General features: G+C 51.5%; 20 protein-coding genes. 3 read left to right on the top strand and 17 right to left on the bottom strand.

Going from position 1 to position 17,632, the window contains the following annotated elements:
- The first annotated feature begins 101 nt into the window (after nucleotides 1-101).
- Nucleotides 102-1,034, top strand: coding sequence for a hypothetical protein (locus tag U868_RS0106440; RefSeq protein WP_025152577.1), 933 nt, complete (start codon nucleotides 102-104; stop codon nucleotides 1,032-1,034).
- Between the two features lie 65 nt (nucleotides 1,035-1,099).
- On the opposite strand, the gene nikE is transcribed toward U868_RS0106440, so the two are convergent.
- From nikE to nikA, 5 genes are read right to left on the bottom strand one after another with little or no spacing between them, the layout of a single operon-like run.
- Nucleotides 1,100-1,909: a nickel import ATP-binding protein NikE gene (gene nikE / locus U868_RS0106435; RefSeq protein WP_025152576.1), complete on the bottom strand. Its 810-nt coding sequence runs from the start codon at nucleotides 1,907-1,909 to the stop codon at nucleotides 1,100-1,102.
- Complete coding sequence (gene nikD, locus U868_RS0106430) at nucleotides 1,906-2,700, bottom strand: nickel import ATP-binding protein NikD (protein WP_025152575.1); 795 nt, start codon at nucleotides 2,698-2,700, stop codon at nucleotides 1,906-1,908. The genes nikE and nikD overlap by 4 nt, the downstream gene beginning before the upstream one ends.
- The gene (gene nikC / locus U868_RS0106425; RefSeq protein ID WP_197539461.1) at nucleotides 2,691-3,545 is read right to left on the bottom strand and encodes a nickel ABC transporter permease subunit NikC; all 855 of its coding nucleotides are present in this window, start codon (nucleotides 3,543-3,545) and stop codon (nucleotides 2,691-2,693) included. The genes nikD and nikC overlap by 10 nt, the downstream gene beginning before the upstream one ends.
- Before the next feature lie 5 nt (nucleotides 3,546-3,550).
- Nucleotides 3,551-4,495, bottom strand: a complete 945-nt coding sequence (gene nikB, locus U868_RS0106420) for a nickel ABC transporter permease subunit NikB (protein ID WP_025152574.1) — start codon at nucleotides 4,493-4,495, stop codon at nucleotides 3,551-3,553.
- A gap of 13 nt (nucleotides 4,496-4,508) precedes the next feature.
- Nucleotides 4,509-6,083, bottom strand: coding sequence for a nickel ABC transporter substrate-binding protein (gene nikA / locus U868_RS0106415; protein WP_025152573.1), 1,575 nt, complete (start codon nucleotides 6,081-6,083; stop codon nucleotides 4,509-4,511).
- Nucleotides 6,084-6,471: 388 nt separating this feature from the next.
- On the opposite strand from nikA, the gene U868_RS0106410 reads away from it, so the two are divergent.
- Nucleotides 6,472-6,807 carry a zinc ribbon domain-containing protein YjdM gene (locus U868_RS0106410; protein WP_025152572.1) on the top strand — a complete coding sequence of 112 codons (336 nt, stop codon included), beginning with the start codon at nucleotides 6,472-6,474 and terminating at the stop codon, nucleotides 6,805-6,807.
- A 97-nt stretch (nucleotides 6,808-6,904) separates the two neighbouring features.
- Here U868_RS0106410 and U868_RS23485 read toward each other — a convergent pair whose 3' ends face one another.
- Entirely contained in the window at nucleotides 6,905-7,234 is a 330-nt protein-coding gene (locus U868_RS23485) for a helix-turn-helix domain-containing protein (RefSeq protein ID WP_025152571.1), read from the bottom strand.
- A 370-nt stretch (nucleotides 7,235-7,604) separates the two neighbouring features.
- Here U868_RS23485 and U868_RS0106395 point away from each other — a divergent pair, with 370 nt between their 5' ends.
- A complete protein-coding gene (locus U868_RS0106395) occupies nucleotides 7,605-8,156 on the top strand; it encodes a tyrosine-type recombinase/integrase (protein WP_025152570.1) in 552 nt (183 codons plus the stop codon).
- Here U868_RS0106395 and U868_RS25895 read toward each other — a convergent pair whose 3' ends face one another.
- From U868_RS25895 to U868_RS0106335, 11 genes are all read right to left on the bottom strand, one after another.
- Entirely contained in the window at nucleotides 8,157-8,627 is a 471-nt protein-coding gene (locus U868_RS25895) for a fimbrial protein (protein WP_240182673.1), read from the bottom strand. It lies immediately after the preceding gene.
- Nucleotides 8,628-9,110: 483 nt separating this feature from the next.
- Complete coding sequence (locus U868_RS0106385; RefSeq protein WP_025152568.1) at nucleotides 9,111-9,614, bottom strand: fimbrial protein; 504 nt, start codon at nucleotides 9,612-9,614, stop codon at nucleotides 9,111-9,113.
- A 15-nt stretch (nucleotides 9,615-9,629) separates the two neighbouring features.
- Nucleotides 9,630-10,199, bottom strand: a complete 570-nt coding sequence (locus U868_RS0106380) for a fimbrial protein (protein WP_025152567.1) — start codon at nucleotides 10,197-10,199, stop codon at nucleotides 9,630-9,632.
- A gap of 32 nt (nucleotides 10,200-10,231) precedes the next feature.
- The gene (locus tag U868_RS0106375; protein ID WP_240182672.1) at nucleotides 10,232-10,756 is read right to left on the bottom strand and encodes a fimbrial protein; all 525 of its coding nucleotides are present in this window, start codon (nucleotides 10,754-10,756) and stop codon (nucleotides 10,232-10,234) included.
- Between the two features lie 29 nt (nucleotides 10,757-10,785).
- Complete coding sequence (locus tag U868_RS0106370; RefSeq protein WP_025152565.1) at nucleotides 10,786-11,544, bottom strand: fimbria/pilus periplasmic chaperone; 759 nt, start codon at nucleotides 11,542-11,544, stop codon at nucleotides 10,786-10,788.
- Nucleotides 11,541-14,147, bottom strand: a complete 2,607-nt coding sequence (locus U868_RS0106365) for an outer membrane usher protein (protein WP_025152564.1) — start codon at nucleotides 14,145-14,147, stop codon at nucleotides 11,541-11,543. Before U868_RS0106365 ends, U868_RS0106370 begins: the two co-directional genes overlap by 4 nt.
- Nucleotides 14,147-14,662 (bottom strand): fimbrial protein, encoded by a 516-nt coding sequence (locus U868_RS0106360; protein WP_025152563.1) that lies wholly within the window; start codon nucleotides 14,660-14,662, stop codon nucleotides 14,147-14,149. The genes U868_RS0106365 and U868_RS0106360 overlap by 1 nt, the downstream gene beginning before the upstream one ends.
- A gap of 61 nt (nucleotides 14,663-14,723) precedes the next feature.
- Entirely contained in the window at nucleotides 14,724-15,263 is a 540-nt protein-coding gene (locus tag U868_RS0106355; RefSeq protein ID WP_025152562.1) for a fimbrial protein, read from the bottom strand.
- Between the two features lie 564 nt (nucleotides 15,264-15,827).
- On the bottom strand, nucleotides 15,828-16,388 hold the full coding sequence (locus tag U868_RS0106345) for a tyrosine-type DNA invertase (RefSeq protein ID WP_025152561.1): 561 nt from the start codon (nucleotides 16,386-16,388) through the stop codon (nucleotides 15,828-15,830).
- Nucleotides 16,369-16,728, bottom strand: a complete 360-nt coding sequence (locus tag U868_RS0106340; protein WP_025152560.1) for a helix-turn-helix domain-containing protein — start codon at nucleotides 16,726-16,728, stop codon at nucleotides 16,369-16,371. The genes U868_RS0106345 and U868_RS0106340 overlap by 20 nt, the downstream gene beginning before the upstream one ends.
- 66 nt (nucleotides 16,729-16,794) lie before the next feature.
- Nucleotides 16,795-17,613 carry a hypothetical protein gene (locus tag U868_RS0106335; RefSeq protein ID WP_025152559.1) on the bottom strand — a complete coding sequence of 273 codons (819 nt, stop codon included), beginning with the start codon at nucleotides 17,611-17,613 and terminating at the stop codon, nucleotides 16,795-16,797.
- Nucleotides 17,614-17,632 lie beyond the last annotated feature (19 nt).

Below are 17,632 nucleotides of genomic sequence, written 5' to 3'. Positions count from 1 at the left end.
TTTTTTAGGGAATACTTCCCTGAAAAATAAAAAGATACTGCTCCTCTGTGCAACAGATTGCACAGAACACATATACCTGCAATAAACACAGAGGAAAAACAATGAATCAGGATCTCAACACACAGGATATGTCTGCACCGGCAGCCGGTATTGACCCGGTAGTGCAGGTCATGGGCGGCAACAGTGATATCGCACTGGATTTGGTGGTGATTATTGATACCAGCGGCTCAATGTCAGATGAATCCGCCGATCTGAGTCGTGAAATAGACGCGGCGATAGAGAAAGCGGCTGCCCGCTGCCCGTCTCAGCTGCGGGCGACGTTCCTGGGCATTCAGGGCACCTGGACCGGCACAAAGTTTGATCAGACCGTGAGTGATTATCTGGTTGGCAAAGGTGCACATGAAGGGAATTTACAGGCCAGAAAACCGTTTACGGAGGCCGATGGCCGTGACCATGCCGGGAATAAGGAGGATTTATGCCGTGCTGTTATTGATACCAGTAAATATTTTGACTGGCGCCCCGGTGCCCGCCGTGCCATTTTTGTGCTGGGTGATGAAGGGATGGAAGGCGGCGGCGGAACACTGACCAATGCCGCTGTCGCGAAAAACAGTGAGGCGATTGGTGTCGCGCAGCTTCACGGTGTCAAAGTTTATACCTATCAGGGAACGCCGGATGATCGTCCGGAAAACCTTGACCGCTTCCCGTCGATTGCGGAAAGAGACAAAGTGACAAAGGAGTATCAGCGGCTGGCAGAGCAGACCGGCGGGCGCTCTTATATCTACACTACCGGTATCGCAAACTTCCTGCTGGTATTACAGGAAATTCTCTGTGACAGTCTGACACCGCCGGTGATTCCGGATAACGGTCATACACATGCAGACTGCCGCGATGTGTGCGAACAACTCTCTTCAATTATTTCCACCGTCAATAAGCTGGCGGATATTATCAATAAAGCCATTGATGCCTGTTGCGGCACAGATGCTCATCATCACAAAGAGATCGCCGCCAAATGCAGTTGCTCCGGTAAAATTTAATTGCTGTAAAGCGTAAATAATGAGTAAAAGCGCCCTGTTAATATCACGGCGCTTTTTTATTTTTATCAGACAGATACCGCTTTTCGCCGGTGAGAAGACGGGAATGGCGGCAGCACCGCATTTTTCAGTGCCAGTGATGCCGGATGGCGCAGTTGTTCAATGCATCCCTGCGGTGAGGTCTCCGCAATTTTGCCCTCATCCATGACCACTACCCGTGCGGCAAACCGGCTGACCAGCCGCAAATCATGCGTGACAAACAGATATGCGATTCCCTGCGTTTTCTGCAGCTGTCCGAGCAGTGTCAGCAGCGATGCCTGTAAATGAATATCCAGATTTGAGACCGCTTCATCCAGGATGATCAGACGCGGATCCGGGGCCAGCGCCCGGGCAATACAGATACGCTGCAACTGACCGCCGCTGATCTGTGACGGCAATTTACCAAGCACCGACAGCGGCAGTTCCACCATGTCCAGCAGTTCGGCTGTCCGGGCTTTACGCTGAGTTTCATCCAGTGACGTCAGCAGCTTCAGCGGTTCGGCAATGATCTGCTCCAGGGTAAAACGCGGATCAACCGCACCGGGCGGATCCTGAAAAACCATCTGGATCTCCGAACGGAACTGCTGCCGCTGTTTTTTGTCCAGTTTACGCACCGGCATTCCGCGGTAAAAAACATCACCTTTTTCCGGATATTCCAGCCCGCAGATCTGACGCGCCAGTGTGCTTTTTCCGCAGCCGCTGCGCCCGAGCAGCGCAACGGTTTCCCCCTCATTCAGGGTCAGGGAAATGTCATCAAGAATACAGCGCGGCGTTCCCGCCCCCATCAGTGAATGGCTTTGGTAGCTTTTGCTCAGGTGTTCAACAGAAATCAATGTCATGCGGAAAGCTCCAGACCATACAGTGAAAGATGTGCAGAAATAAGATTGCGGGTCACCGGCGCGCCCGGCCGGGAAAAAATATCCTCCACCGGGCCGGTTTCAATAATGTTCCCGTCTGACAGCACCGCCACCTGATCAGCAAGGCGCGCCACCACGCCCATATCATGGGTGATCAGCAGAAGCCCGGTCTGCCGGTCAGTCACAACATGATCCAGCAAATCAAGGATTTTCATCTGCACCACCAGATCCAGATCAGTGGTCGGCTCATCGGCAAACAGAAATGGCGCATCACTGAGGATCGCAATCGCGATCATCATCCGCTGTAACATACCGCCGCTCATCTCAAACGGATAGAGCTTCAGGATATGTTCACTGTCCCCCAGTTCCACTTCCGCCAGCACATCACGGATGCGTTTATCAATGTCATGCAGCGGTTGCCGGGTGGCCTTCAGGGTTTCGGTAATATGCTGATGCATGGTCCGCACCGGGTTAAATGCACTGCGCGGGTTTTGCATAATCGATGCCACTTCCCTGCCGCGCAGGGCCTGCCCGGTGACCGGCTGCCCGTCCAGCAGAATAGTGCCCTGTGTTTTCTGCACGCCCGGCGGCAGCACATCCAGCAGCGCAGAACAGGTCATGGATTTACCGGAACCGCTCGCGCCGACCAGCGCCAGTACTTCGCCGCGCCGCAATGAAAATGACAGATCAGAAAGCAGGAAATGGGTATGGTTATTATGCAGATACCCTGCAGACAGATTGCTGACTGCCAGTACAGAATGATTTAATGACATGTCCCGGCCCTCAGTGTCGGATCCAGACGATCACGCAGTGCATCCCCGAGGATGTTAAACGCCATCACACTGAAAAATAAAATTAAACCCGGCCAGAAAATCAGCATCGGTGATGTCCAGACAAACTGGCGGGCATCACTGATCATCACACCCCATTCTGCGGTGGGAGCCGCCACGCCCAGCCCGAGGAATGACAACCCGGAGACATGCAGCATCATATGGCCGATATCCAGGGTCGCCAGCACGATCAGCTGGGAAATGGTGGCCGGAAACAGATGCCGGAGAAAGATCCGCACATTCCCGGCGCCGCTCAGACGTGCGGCCAGCAAAAATTCCCGGTGACGCAGCGAGAGGATGATCCCGCGGACAATCCGCGCATACCACGCCCAGTGTGACAGTGCGATCGCGATAATCACGTTTGTCAGCCCGGTACCGAGGATGCCGATTAAAAACAGTGCCAGCACCAGTGTCGGGAATGTCAGGAACACATCGGTAAACCGCATGATGATTTGATCCGTCCGTCCGCCGGTAAACCCGGCAATGCCGCCGATCACCAGCCCGAGCGTCATAATAATCACCAGTGTGATTGCTACGGTGCCGAGAGAAATCCGCGCCCCGGCAATCAGGCGGGAAAAAATATCACGCCCGAGATGGTCAGTACCAAGCCAGTACTGACTATCCGGTTCCTGAAGCCGGTTTGATAATTCCACCAAATCCGGATCATGCGGGGAGATCCACGGCCCGGCAATCATGGCCAGTACCAGCAGCGCCACCACGGCCAGCGCAAACCACAACAGAAGATTGCGGCTGAGTGTCCGCCAGGCGGAAGGGGCTTTCAGTATCATATCGCTCATTCGATACCCTCCGCAGAGAGGCGGATACGGGGATCCGCAATCGCATAAATAATATCCACAATCAGGTTACAGAGGACAAAAATCACCACCATCAGCAGGGTAAAGCACTGAATCACCGGATAATCCCGGTTCATAATGGCAGAGACCGCATAGCGCCCCACACCCGGCCAGCTGAAAATACTCTCGATAATCAGTGCACCGCCGAGCAGTTCCCCGATATGCATGCCGATAGCCGTGATCACCGGCAGCCAGGCGTTGCGCAGAATATGCGAGCGCTCCACCGTCATTTCAGATAACCCGCGCAGCCGCGCATAACGGACATGGCGCTGCCCTGCCACCTCGAGCATGCTTGCCCGCAGCAACCGGGCATTAATCGCCAGTGACATCAGCGAGATAGCAATTACCGGCATCACCAGATGTTTTGCTTCTCCTTTGCCCATCGGCGGCAGCCAGCCGAGATGAATGGAAAACAGCAGGATCAGCAGAAACCCCAGCCAGAAATTCGGCATGGAAACGCCGATAAACGCAATCACCCGCACCAGCTGATCCGGCCATTTTTCACGATAACGCGCCGCCAGCATCCCCATCGGTACAGATAAAATAATGGTCAGCGCCAGTGCCAGCCCCGCCAGTTGCAGCGTGGCAGGCAGAAAATAGAGCAGATCCGGCAGCACCGGTTTCTGTGTGGCATAAGAGATACCAAAATCCAGATGCAGCGCGTCAGACAGCCAGTGAAAGTACTGGGTCATGACCGGCTTATCGAGACCAAGAAGCTCGCGGGCACTTTCCACTGCCTGCGGGGTAGGCGGAATTTTGGATAACCGCAGATAATCCAGCGCGGGGTCAGACGGCCCCAGGCGCAGGATCAGGAAGATAAACAGCGAGGTGCCGAACAGCATCGGGATCAGCAGCAGCACCCGCCGGAAAATAAATCGCATCATAATCGCAGACCTGTTACTTCGCAGCCGGTGTCAGCTGATCAAACGGGATCTCATTCGACATCGCGCTGAACGGCACATCGCCGATTTCCGGTTTTGCCACCGCAATGGCGGTGATGTAGGTCAGCGGCAGATAAACCGCTTCTTCATGCAGACGGGTCAGGATGTCGTGATACAGCGCACGGCGCTGTTTTTCATCCGTGGTGGTCAGCACCTGTGTGATTTTGGCATCGATTTCTGCTTTATCCGCCAGTCCCTGTTGTGCCTGATAATCGGCATGGGACGGAATACGCATGGAACTGACAAACGCATGCGGGTCAAACGGCGCACCCCAGGTACCGTTAAAAATCATCCCGAAACGACCATCTTTTTGGCGCGAGTAGATACTGCTTTCCTCTTCCCCGACCAGCTTCACATCAATCCCGGCGCGGCGCAGATCGGCCTGAACCACCTCAGAAATCGACTTCGCCACCGCATCGGTGCCGACAAAATTCAGCTCCACCACCAGCGGCTCGCCATCTTTTTCACGGATACCGTTTTCGGTTTTCACTTTCCAGCCGGCATTTTCCAGCAGGGATTTCGCTTGCTCAACGTTATAGGCATACGGTGTTAAACCGGCGTCTGCATATGGCACATTTTCGGAAAAAAGGGTGTCAGCTTTTAATTGCGTGCCGTACAGTACCTTTTCAATCATTTTATCTTTATCAACCGCGTGATTAATGGCTTTTCGCACGGCCAAATCACGGGTCGGGCCGGTTTTGGTATTGATAGCCAGCACCAGTGATTCCAGCGGTGCCGAGAGTTTGGTGGTATAGCCCGGCATATTTTTAAAGCGCTGATAGGTATCCGGATAAATAATACCGTCCGTGCCATACAATAAATCCACCTCACCGGCTTCAAATGCCACGGCGCGGGTATTCGGATCCGGAATCACTTTAAACGTAACAGATTCATACACCGGTTTTTTACCCCAGTACAATTCGTTGCGGGCAAATTCATCTTTCTCGCTCAGCCGGGATTCCGTTAATACCCACGGGCCGGTGCCGATCGGTTTAATAATCCCGTCTTTGGTGCCACCGTCTTTAAACTGTGACGGCGCAATAAAGCGGAACGGACGCGGCAGCGCCAGCTCCTGTAAAATAGGGTAATAGGCGTCTTTCAGGGTAATTTTTAACTGATTCGGGGCGATATCCTCAACCGCCGTAATCTGATTGGCCAGTTCAAGCCAGGCATGACGCTCGCGGTTTGCCAGAATGGCATCAAAGTTTGCTTTGGCCGCAGCGGCATCAAATTTCTCTCCGTTGGAGAATTTCACATCATCACGTAATGTGAAAATATAGGTTTTGCCGTCATCCGATACCGTCCATGATTCCGCCAGCCAGGGCTTTACGGTTCCGTCATTCATATAACGGACCAGCGGTTCATATACCATGGTTTGCCCGGCCATCTGATTCGGCGCGTACTGATGCGGATTCAGCGGCCCCACATTCACCGGCCAGGCAAAGTTTAAATGCGGATCAGCAAAGGCGGTATTCAACGACCCGGCCACAAGTGCCGCAGACAATAATAAAGAACGGACAACGTTACGCATATTTCACTCCTGATGTGCCACAGACAAATAAATAAAAAAGTCAGAAACCGGTTATTAAAATAATGCAGTTTCAATATATAAGAGTCCGCTGCGTAATTATGTACTCCCCCTGAGTACTTATTCTGAAAAAAAAGATAAACTCCGGTTATTTCCAGTACTGGCGGGTTTTTCAGGAAACCGGAGGCTGTTATTGCGTGATTTACCTGCTTATTGTCCGCAGACCGGAAAAAGCGATAACCACACGCTTTATCCGGTAAAAGCTGCAAAAAAGTGTCAATCCCGCTATACTGGCGGCCGCACCGGAAACAGTGCGCCTGAATACGGGCAAATATCACCTCATCGTGTGACGATTTGCTGCTCCCCATTGTAAAAATCTGAGAGTCTCATTATGTCATTACCTTCATGTCCGAAATGTAATTCTGAATACACCTATGAAGACGGTGCAATGTATGTGTGCCCTGAATGTGCCCACGAGTGGAATGATGCCGAACCGGCAGCAGAAAGTGACGAGCTGATTGTCAAAGATGCCAACGGTAATTTACTGGCGGACGGCGATGCCGTGACTGTAATAAAAGACCTGAAAGTCAAAGGCAGCTCATCCATGCTGAAAATAGGCACAAAAGTCAAAGGTATCCGTTTAGTGGAAGGTGACCACAATATCGATTGTAAAATCGACGGCTTTGGTCAGATGAAACTGAAATCTGAGTTTGTGAAAAAGAACTGATTGTCTGATATAAGATTGCTGACAAAATCCCGGCCTGTTTTTTCCCGGACTTTGCCAACAATCTGAGGCTCCGCCATACCGGCGGAGCCGCTTTCTGTCAGCAGGTATATTCTGCCTCTGATGTCACCGATGCCGCTGTATAAATATCTGACTGAACCCTGAGATTTTCACTGTCTGACAATCTGTCCTGACACCCGGCAAAAAACCAGCCGACCGGCGTCTGTAAAATATCTGCCGCCCTGACCAGCATACCCACATTAATCCGGCTTTGCCCACGTTCATAACGGGATAATTGCTGCTGACTTATTCCCAGACAGGCTGCGACCTGCTGCCCGGAATATCCCAGCGCTTTTCGTCTGCAGAAAAGCCGGTCGCCGACAGCACGGTTTACCCGTGCCATGTCCCGGCAGGATTGAATCTCTGTCATATTCATTACCTTCAGACATAAAATCATCCGGAAATATATTCCGGAAACCAATAAGAGCAGAAAAGCATTTATTGTTCAAATAAAATTAAACTCATTCCATTAACAAAAATAAAAAACAATGCTGATTAACAATAAATATTCCGGAGATAAATGAAACATAAAAAATAAATAAAACAGAATATATAACGATGATATAAAAAATAAATAACATACTCAGCTCATTATCTTCAGACAAATCAGCAATACACGATCAATTTTACTTTTTTACAGCATTATCATTATGATGATGAAAAATAGGCCATCCGTTTATTCTGTGATAACGTCGGAAAAAGAATAAAACCTGACCATAATAACCATACTGAACATTTCCATGAAAGAACGAAAACACCTGAGTGAACAGGAGGTTCATTCATTAATATCATCATTACCTGACTCAATTAATCATATCCGTAATCAATGTCTGATTGCCGTTTGTTTCAGTCACGGATTACGTGCCAGTGAACTGACCGGATTAATGCTCAGTGATATTAATATGGATGAAAAAACCATTCATATTACCCGGCTGAAAAACGGATTAAGCACCAATCAGCCGTTACAGGCCCTTGAATATAAATTACTGACACCGTGGCTGGAACAGCGAAATACATCCGTACATTATGCTGAGCCCTGGCTTTTTCTTTCCCGCAAAGGCGGTCGTTTATCCCGCCAGCAGATATTCCGTATTATTCGTGACAGCGGATTGTCCGCCGATCTGAATATTGCGGCACATCCTCATATGCTGCGCCATGCCTGCGGTTATGCATTAGCGGACAGAGGAACAGATACCCGGTTAATTCAGGATTATCTCGGCCACCGCAATATTCAGCACACCGTGTTATATACCGCCAGTAATGTGGCACGCTTCCGCAGTATTAAACTGTGATTACTGCTCGGTGAAAACCAGTACCGCACTGGCAGTGAAATCCCCGGTTTTCAGATCCGTTGCGGGTATTGCCGGATCACGCACCGCCTCAAACCCCAGGGTCAGAGTATGAATACCGGGCTGGTAACTCAGCGGAAATGTCTGTCCGGGCTGAATTGCCTTTCCGTTATATAACACAGCAACACCCAATCCGGTGGTGCTGGTGCTGATCACCTGTTCATTGCTGACAGAAATCGGCGTGTAGTCCAGTTTCATATTAGCGTTATAGACAATATTACCGTCGCATTTAATAGAGATATCTTTTGTCACCGGGGTTGTTGTACCGGATTTTACCGCAATATCCGTACGTTCTGATTTTCCCAGCTGAACATCCAGGTCTGCGCCGCCATTCAGGGTACATTTCGGTGGTTCAACCGGAAGTTCATGCGCATCAGCACAAAATTTACCTCGATTATCAGGACCATATCCCATTTTACCTTTATATTCATACCCGGTATCGACATCAGAGAGAGTAATACAGTATCCCCCTTTATTGGGGGCTCTTGTTTTTTTTGCCGATGTTACGACTTGTTGTGACCTCAGATTTTTTGAACTCTCCAACCTGACAACTCCGCCGGATAATAAAATGGAGCCATTAGCTTTATTACATGTATCCATATTGTACGGCAGTGAGCACCAATACATTTTCATTTCATAATTACCAGACTTCGGTACAAACGACTTATCATCTCCTGCATTATTTTCCGAAGGGCGGGCTTCAATAGGCTGTCCTTCTGCGTAATATGCATTTTTAAAAGAACGCCAGTCGCAGGTATCCGAGACAGTGAAGATTTCATGCCCCCCCGGAATACAGGCAGCAGCTCCCATCCACCCCCTGGCAAATACATACTGCGGCATTATCAGCAGAAAAAACAGCGCTGCACCGCGTATCATTAATTTATTCATGGTTTACTCCTACAGATACTCCGCCACCAGCGTACCGGTGGCCCGGAACGGGGATTGTGTTAAATCCGTACCCGGTACTTTCACCAGCTGTGCTTCCAGCTTTGGCTGCTGTGTAATATCAGCAATTGTGAAAAATTTATTTAATTCCAGCGGCTGCCCGTCTTTCAGGATTTTAACCAGCAGACCGCTGACATCACTCTCAATCGCCGAAGAGTCAGAAGCCGCCGGGCGGGATGTCATAAAGATCATCCGTAAGGTATTGGCCGGATTAATACCGGGACAGTCCAGTGTGTAGCTGAGCGGCAGGCTGTAGACTTCCGTGTCCAGCTTATTGATGCCGACGTTTTTAAAATCAGCGGTGATCATCCGGTCATTATTGACACGGCAAATCGTCATTGCCCTTAATGTGCCGCTGAAACGGATCGCTGATTGATCACCGGTCTGCGCTGCCGTTGCTGACAGCGCGGTAAATAACAGCAGCGGGGATAAGATAAAGGGTATTATTTTGCTCATTTCTTCATTCCCCGGCTAATTAAAACTCATGATTAATGTGGCATGAGAATAAATCGACTGGCCGTTCTGCCAGGTATTGTCATCCGGATGCAACTGAATCAGTTCTGTTTCAAGCACAGGTAAGTGCTGAATATCCATGACAAAATCCGTATTCACGTCCTGCGGTTTACCGTTGACCAGCAACCGGATCCCCAGATTCGGCGTTCTGTCGTTGCCGATATTCACCGGCAGTAACTGATGACTGCCGTCACTGACCGGCGCGCCGCTTTTTGACTCCAGACGAAAAAGGGTATTCCCTGCCGTATCGCCGCTGCATGTCATTTCACTGCTGAGCGGCTGTTTGTAACGGCCGCTCAGATTATTCACTCCGGAAACAGAGGAGTAACGGATATCACCGAATTCAATCACCTGCTGTGATGAATCTTTAAAAGTACACCGCCCGGTGGCGATGACAGAGCCGGAAATGTTGATTATCATCCGGCTTTCATCACCGGCTTTGCGCGGGGCAGAAAATGCCGCCGGACTCACTGCGGCTGATAACAGCCCGGCCAGTACCAAAGCGTGCGCACATGTTATGAATGTCATAATACAATCCTGTCTGTGATCTGCCGGGCAGACTACGGATATGAAATTTCAAATGTGGCTGTCGCTGACAGCACACCTGTCGTCAGGGTTTTGTCCTTCACCGCATCAGGTTCTGCCTGTATATAACCCTGAAAATTCAGCGTAGTTGTTCCGTCACTCAGGGCATATGCCGGGCTGGTTTTATTCAGCGGCAGCGGCTTCCCTTCCGGGGTTTCAATGCCGATAGCCAATCCCGGTAATGTGCCGTTATCCGGCAGCAGCAAGCCCGGCAGAGCGTGGCTTTCCGCACCGCGAAAGGTCACAAATGCCTCTTTGCCAATCCCGGTATCACAATTAGTCAGTTCAATCGTGAACGGCTCCGGCGGTGTCCGGTCTGCGGTATAAAAATAGTTTTTAACTATTGTGCCGAACGGCAGTGAGATATTTTCACCCGCCTGCGATAAGGTGCACGGTTCAAACACCAGTTGTCCTTTTACTTCAACGTCCGCACTGTATGCCGCTGAACACATCAGCAGACCGGAACACAGCACAGTCATATACGAAACGGATATTTTCACTTTCTCTGCTCCTGGTCTGCGGTGTCACATCAGCCCGGTTTTACTTCACTGACCCGGCAGGTATTACCCTGACAGGCAAAAATCATCTTCGGACGACCGCCGTAATCATTGATGTAACCCAGTACCGGTGCATTCCCCAGTGACGCAGCACTGCCGCCGAGTACCTCACTGCTGTTTGGCGCAATCATTAATGCATTGAAACCGCTGATATCTTTTCCTTTATAAGCCGCTGATGCCGAGGAGATAGTGACGTAATATGGTGTCGGATTATTCACCGTGTATGCATTTCCCTGACGTGTCAGCGTGATATTCTCCTGCCACGGCGCTGCATTCTGCGCCGCCACTAAACCGGCCGGGCGGTAAAACAGCTTGATACGGGTCTGTAAGGCAATCTGCAAGGTGTTGGCTTTGTCCGTTTTCGGCGGAATTTCACGCAGATTAAAGTAATAAAGACTCTCTTTATCCTGCGCCAGCATCTTCATGCCGGCTGTCGGCTGAATTTTTACCTGGCTTTTTTCACCGGCTTCCACCCGCTGAATGGGCGGCAGTGCCACCAGCGGATCTTTGATTTTGTTACCCTGCGCATCTTCAATCCATGCCTGTGCCAGATACGGCAATTCTTTATTCTGATTAGAAATCTCAACACTTTCAGCACGTTCACTGCCGTTTAAAATGACACGGGTCCTGTCCAGTGCGATTGCCGCATGCCCCGCCGGCGCAGCCAGAATGGCAGCCAGTGTCAGAGCCGGAAGGCATCGTGAAGTGAAACGATGGTATTGATTTTTCATTGCTTACTCTCTCTTCTGTTCCCCGCATCAGCCTCTGTCAGCCAGCGGGGTGTTTCTTCTGTTGTTACTGATTTTTCAGACTGCGTCTTCGTCGCAGAGACACACGGCAGCAGCAGATTCCCGGCCGGAATCGTTTCCGGGAAACGGATTTCGCACTGCATTTCCCCGCCCCACAACACCTGCATTGTCTCTTCCGGATTGATACCGGAGAGCCAGACCATGCCGTCTTCACTGACCATCCCGGTCCGGATATGCTCCCTGTTCTGAACCACCGCGCCGAACGGCGGAACATCACCGTCAGCCAGGCTGAGTACCGCCATCGCTTTCTGTCCGGAGACAATACCGAAACGGCGGAATCCGATAGCTCCTTCCGTCAGCGTGCCCTGCACCACAGAGCGCGTGGCTTCGGCGTTTTCCCCCAGCTGATTCAGATCCACATTCACACTGTTGCGGTAGTAGTTACTGATATCGCTGACGACTGCTTTGCCGAAGATATTGGTGGTGGTTTCGCCGCCGCCGCCCCGGACCGGAACATCCGCCACACCGCCGGTATCCACCAGCATCCGGGTTCCGCCCATGACACCGCTGCGGTGCAGTGCCGCACCTTCTTCTGTGGCGGTAAACCCGCCGCGCACAGAAAGCCCGGCGGCACTGTAGCGCTCACCTTCAAATCCGGCGGTGGCGGTGACTTCTGCTTTGTCCCCGCGATAGTCCAGATAACCGTTACCGATAGTGCGGTGATCGCTGCTCATCCCTGCGGTGATACGGTAATTCATCTTCTCATTAATACGATCACTGTAATCCGCCGAGTGACTGTTTTGTCCTTTACTGAACTGCCCGCTGTAGCCCATGCTGCCGCTTTCTCCCCACGGCACAGACAGCCCGATATACATTCCGTCATCGCGTCCGTCTTCGTGGCGGTTGCGGTAAGCCGATAAATTCAGGCTGATATTTTTCACCTGCCCGATATCAAAATAATGGGAGGCGGAAATATTCCAGTTGTCACTTGCCGGGCGATCCCAGTAAGTCTGGTGGTTAAAATTCAGATACACATTGGTATTCAGCGAACTCAGTGTCTGGCTGAATGTCATGGTGTACATCTCTTTGCCGTTCCCTGTTACCGCTGAATTGTGATACCGGGCATTCAGATACTGCGACATCGTCATAAAATCCCGCTCTGAAAACCGGTATCCGGCGAAGGTGACCTGGCTGTTGGTGGCATCGAACCGCTTGGAATAACTCAGCCGGTAAGAGCCGCCTTTTTTGGTTTCACCGTCCGGCAATGATGCCCGGGATTGTGTGATATCGGCGGATAACGCGCCCAGCATCAGCAGGTCACGGCCGATACCGGCAGAAACCGCCGTGTATTTCCCGGCAAATAACCCGCCGCCGTAAACTGACCAGCCGTTACTGACACCCCACGAGAACTCACTGCTGATAAACTCCGGCCCTTTAACGCGATGGTCATATTCCGAAGGTTTACCGAGCGCCACTTTATACCGCACCAGTCCCGGCCGGGTCAGATACGGCACACTCGCCGCATCCACCTGAAAAGTCTGTACTGTGCCGTCCTGCTCCGCCACTTCCACATCCAGTTTGCCGGATAGCGCATTGCTTAAATCCCGGATCTGAAACGGCCCGGCGGCAACCGTGGTTTCATAAATCACCCGTCCCTGCTGTTTCACGGTAGCCCGCGCATTGGTTTTCGCCACACCGGCGACTTCCGGTGCATAGCCGCGCAGATTCGGCGGCAGCATCATGTCATCCGTATCCAGTGCCACGCCGGTATAGCGAAAACTATCGAACATGCCGGAGGTAAGATAATTTTCCCCCAGCGTTAATTTTGCCCGCAGCGGCGCAATGGCGCGGTACGCATAAAACCGGTTCCAGTCCCAGCGCTGATCCGATTCGTGATTGGTGCGTGAATAGCGTCCCTGCCAGTCCGCACGCAGACGCCAGGCACCGGCATTCAGCCCGGTGGTGCCATTACCGCTGAGTTCCTGCCGGTTACTGTGTCCGGCTTCGCGTTGTTTTGTCAGTTGTCCGTTCAGGTTGTAATCAAGGATAAAACCGGCAATACCTTCATCCCAGCGCGACGGCGGATCCCAGTTCTCTGCGGTATATTCCAGATAAGCCTGCGGCAGGCTGACACGCAGTGCCCCGGCGGCAAAATCCGCCCGCAGAGTCATCCCCGGTAATGAGGCCGGATCCGCGCACTCTCCGTTGTGCCACCAGGTCAGCTGTCCTTTTGCCGGTGAGGTCAGCCCCAGCTCTTCGCTCATCGCAGGGGTAATACAGGCCATGCTGCCCTGCGGATCATTATCCGGGGCCAGAAAACGGATCTGCCGCTCTGCCAGCATGCTGTTATTGATTTTCAGTGCCAGGGAATAGGTTCCCGGCATCACATAACCGGCCTGAGAAAACTGTGATAAATCAATCTCTCCGCGCTCATTAAGATCCAATACCTCAGTATTGAACTCCGTCATGTCCTCCGCCTGTACCGCCGCAGAAAACACAGAGAGCAGGATCATAAATGTCAGCGGTTTTAACCGCACCGCCGGGCGCGGTATTCTGCGGCCTGACGGAATTACATTGGCTTTCATCACAAATAATCCAGGTTAAAATTAACGGTCGACCGGTATGCCCCTGTTCTCAGTGATTTACGATCAGCAATCAGCCGTAACCGGTAGTTCAGTGTGATATTTTTTGTCTGTGGTATGTCCGGGAGCGCCACGGCTTTTCCCGGCATGATCACCGAACCATCCCCCTGACTGAGCTGAATCCCGACGCCTTCCGCTTCCCCGCTGACAGCAAACAATCCGTTGCTGTCTGCCGGGCCGGTAAAGGTTATCCGCAGATTTTTGTCATCCGCTGACAACAGGCAATTTTCCAGGCGGACAGCAAAAGCAAAGGCTGAACTGTATCCGCGCTGATATAACCCGGTTGCGGCAACCTGTGGTATTTCAATCCGTTGATACTGATCCTGCATATTGATGGTGCAGGAAGAATCCAGTACAACTCCCTGTAACCAGACCTGCCCGCGCTGCTGCCGACCTTCTGCCGCAGAAACTGTCAGGCAGACTGCCAGCAGCCCGGTGCCGAATATGTTCGCCTTCACGTTTGCTCCCCCCCGGATCCCCGCACCGGATTTCCGGTACGGGTAAGTACACTGCCCCCGATTACTGATAGTCCATCAGGAAGTCAGCTGTTGCGGTGAAAGCACCGGGCGCAACAGTGTCAGCGGTTGTTGCACCCTGCATATACGCTTTAAAATTCAGTGTGTTATCACCTTCGTTTAAGGTAAATGCGGATGATACTGCCCCCGGTGCGATGACGTTACCGCCTGCATCCGTTACAACCACGCCCATTGCACCGGTCGCCGGGCCGCTGACGCCAAAGGCTTTATCCAGACCATCTGCCGCAACACCACCCGCGACACCTTTAAAGGTGACTGTTGTGGTGGTTTTATCGGTGATATCGCAGTTGTGTAACCGGATAGTGAAATCAACCGGGGTGGATGTACCGCCCTTCGCCAGTTGCACTTTAGCCACGCTGCCCAGCTCAACAGTCTGTTTCAGGCTGTTTGCATCGATAGAACAGGCTGCATCAATCACTTCACCATTGAAGTTGATTTTTCCGCCGCCCTGATTTGCTGCCTGCGCAGTCATTACCATTGCGGAAGAAACTGCCAGTGCGAGAACCACTTTTTTCATACTCATATCCAAATTCCTGATCTGCTCGTTTTAGATAAAAATGCCGATATACGGCATATATAAGCAACGTTTTGCTTTTGTACGTTTTTGATGCTGTTCCGGAACTGCCTGCACCGTTTCACCGTCAGCGGATTCATGATCCTGCCGGTTATCCGGTTTATTTCGTCATCAGCGTCCGTTCCGGATGGTTATTTCTCATACCCGTGACGCAACCAAATAAACCAAAATGTTGCGTTTTGCGTATCACGCTGAAATGTATAAATTTACCGGGTAGTGAAAATTGATTTGGCGGGTACGGCAGAAGCAGGGGGGATAAACAGGCAGAAAAAAAGGCGGAGTATTGCTGTTTTACGTCAGAACAGGCCAGCACAAATCGTTAAGAAGATTCTGTAGCGGACAAAAAACACGCTTTAAACGAACAAAAATCAACCCGGATGAGATCACAAAACAACCAATGGAGGTACCTGACGGTATTTTGAACTTATTTTGATATATTTTAAATTTAAATATTGCCTGATAAATAAACAAGAAATAATATAGCGACACTTTGGTTTATTATGTTACATTATTCTAGTCCCATAATCCGCGAAAACGCCCCGGATTTGCTGCGGTGTACAGTACGGTATGCTGAATATTGCGGTGTCCGAGATAATCCTGAATCAGCCGGGTATCCGCACCTTTATCGGCCAGCGCATAGCCGCAGGCATGGCGCAGCATATGCGGATGAACCGCCACCGGCAGCCCGGCCATTTCCCCCAGCGCTTTTAAGATCCGGTAGATACGGGAGCGGGAAAGATGCCCGCCTTTGCGGGATAAAAACAGCCAGTGGTTTTCAGCAGCGCGGGGATAACGGGAGCGGCAGTTAAGCCAGCGGGTAAGCAGATTTTTTTCTGTGCGGCTCAGGGGATGGGTGGTCGAAAGGCCGTTTTTAAGTCGTCTTATATAGAGATTATCGGCGGCAACATCCATGTCCGATAAACTCAGTTTCCCCAGTTCACTGACGCGGAAGCCGTGGACAAAACACATCCACAACAGGCAGGTGTTCCGCTCCGGATCGCGGCCGTTTTCTGCTGCCGCCATCATTTTTTCCACCTCAGACTGCATCAGGTGTTTACGTCTGTTTTCCTTCATCCGGTTTCCTTTTGTACCGGGAGGGTACGGATAATCCATACTCCGGAACAGATTCCGCCGTATAAATATCCGCTTTTCCCCGGAAGCACTCCCGGTATGAACGCGCTTCCGGACAGTCAGCAAAAAACCAGCTGACCGGTGTCTGTAAAACTTCCGCCGCCCTGACCAGCAGGCTGACATTAATCTGGCTGCATCCCCGCTCGTAACGCGAGAACTGCTGCTGGCTGATCCCGAGATGGTCTGCCAGGCGGCTGCCGGACCAGCCCAGTTCTTTCCGCTTGCGGAAGATTCGGTAGCCGACAGATTTATTAACGGTTAAATCAGTATCTTCTGTAATCATATTTCAGTCTCCTTCCGGGCTCACAATGCTGCGGAGTTCCGCAACACCATGAAAGAAAATAAGAAATTACGGCATCACAAGAATGATGGATCCGGAACCTTCGAAAGCCCCCGGTGCAACCCGTCCGTTCACTTTCAGTACCGATTTCACATCCACCTGAGTCGCACCACCGGCCGGGACATGAATGGGCGCACCCCGCTCACCCGGATTGCCGTTAAGATAAAGATCCGCATACAGACTGTTATCCGGCCGCAGCGGGACACGACCGCTGTCTGAGCCGGAGGCGATTACGAGGATATCCATATCCAGATTGCAGGTGACGGTGATATTTTGATTGCGGGCCGCATCCGGCAGACTGACTTCATCAATATCCCCGTAATCCAGAATGACTGAGCCGCTGGTCACCTCACAGGCACCCACCGGTGGCGGAGCGATACCGCACAATGATCCCGGCAGCAGACGTCCGTTCTTCGACCAGCCGCCTGATGCGGATTCATAAAACAACCCCACACACTCCTGATTGGAATTCAGCGATGGCCCTCTGTGTTCTGCTTTTCCCTGGTAGGGCAGCGAGATATTATTCAAAACCGCATCCCGCACTTCCGCCAGTGTTCTCAGTTTTTCCACACGGACAATCGATTTGGTGGAAGAGCCCGGTGAACCATCCACATCGTGTTTGTGGTTGATATTGATCCAGCAGACAGACCAGCCGTAGCAGGGGTTGGGAGCCGATGGCTCTTCCGGATCCCAGCGCTCAATAATATAGGTGTAAACAGCATCCGTCGGTTTCCCTGAGGATTCCGTAATATAAGAGAAGATGGATGCCCCCGCCGAAGCGGACCAGAGCAGCGCAACCGCCACTGTTATTTTCAGAAATCTGTTCATAGCCAGTCCCGGTTACCCG

Origin of the sequence: Morganella morganii H1r, assembly GCF_000633515.1 — a bacterium.
GTDB classification, from domain to species: Bacteria; Pseudomonadota; Gammaproteobacteria; order Enterobacterales; family Enterobacteriaceae; genus Morganella; species Morganella morganii_B.
The sequence above is the reverse complement of the archived record's forward strand: the minus strand, read 5'-3'. Positions and strand labels throughout refer to the sequence as shown.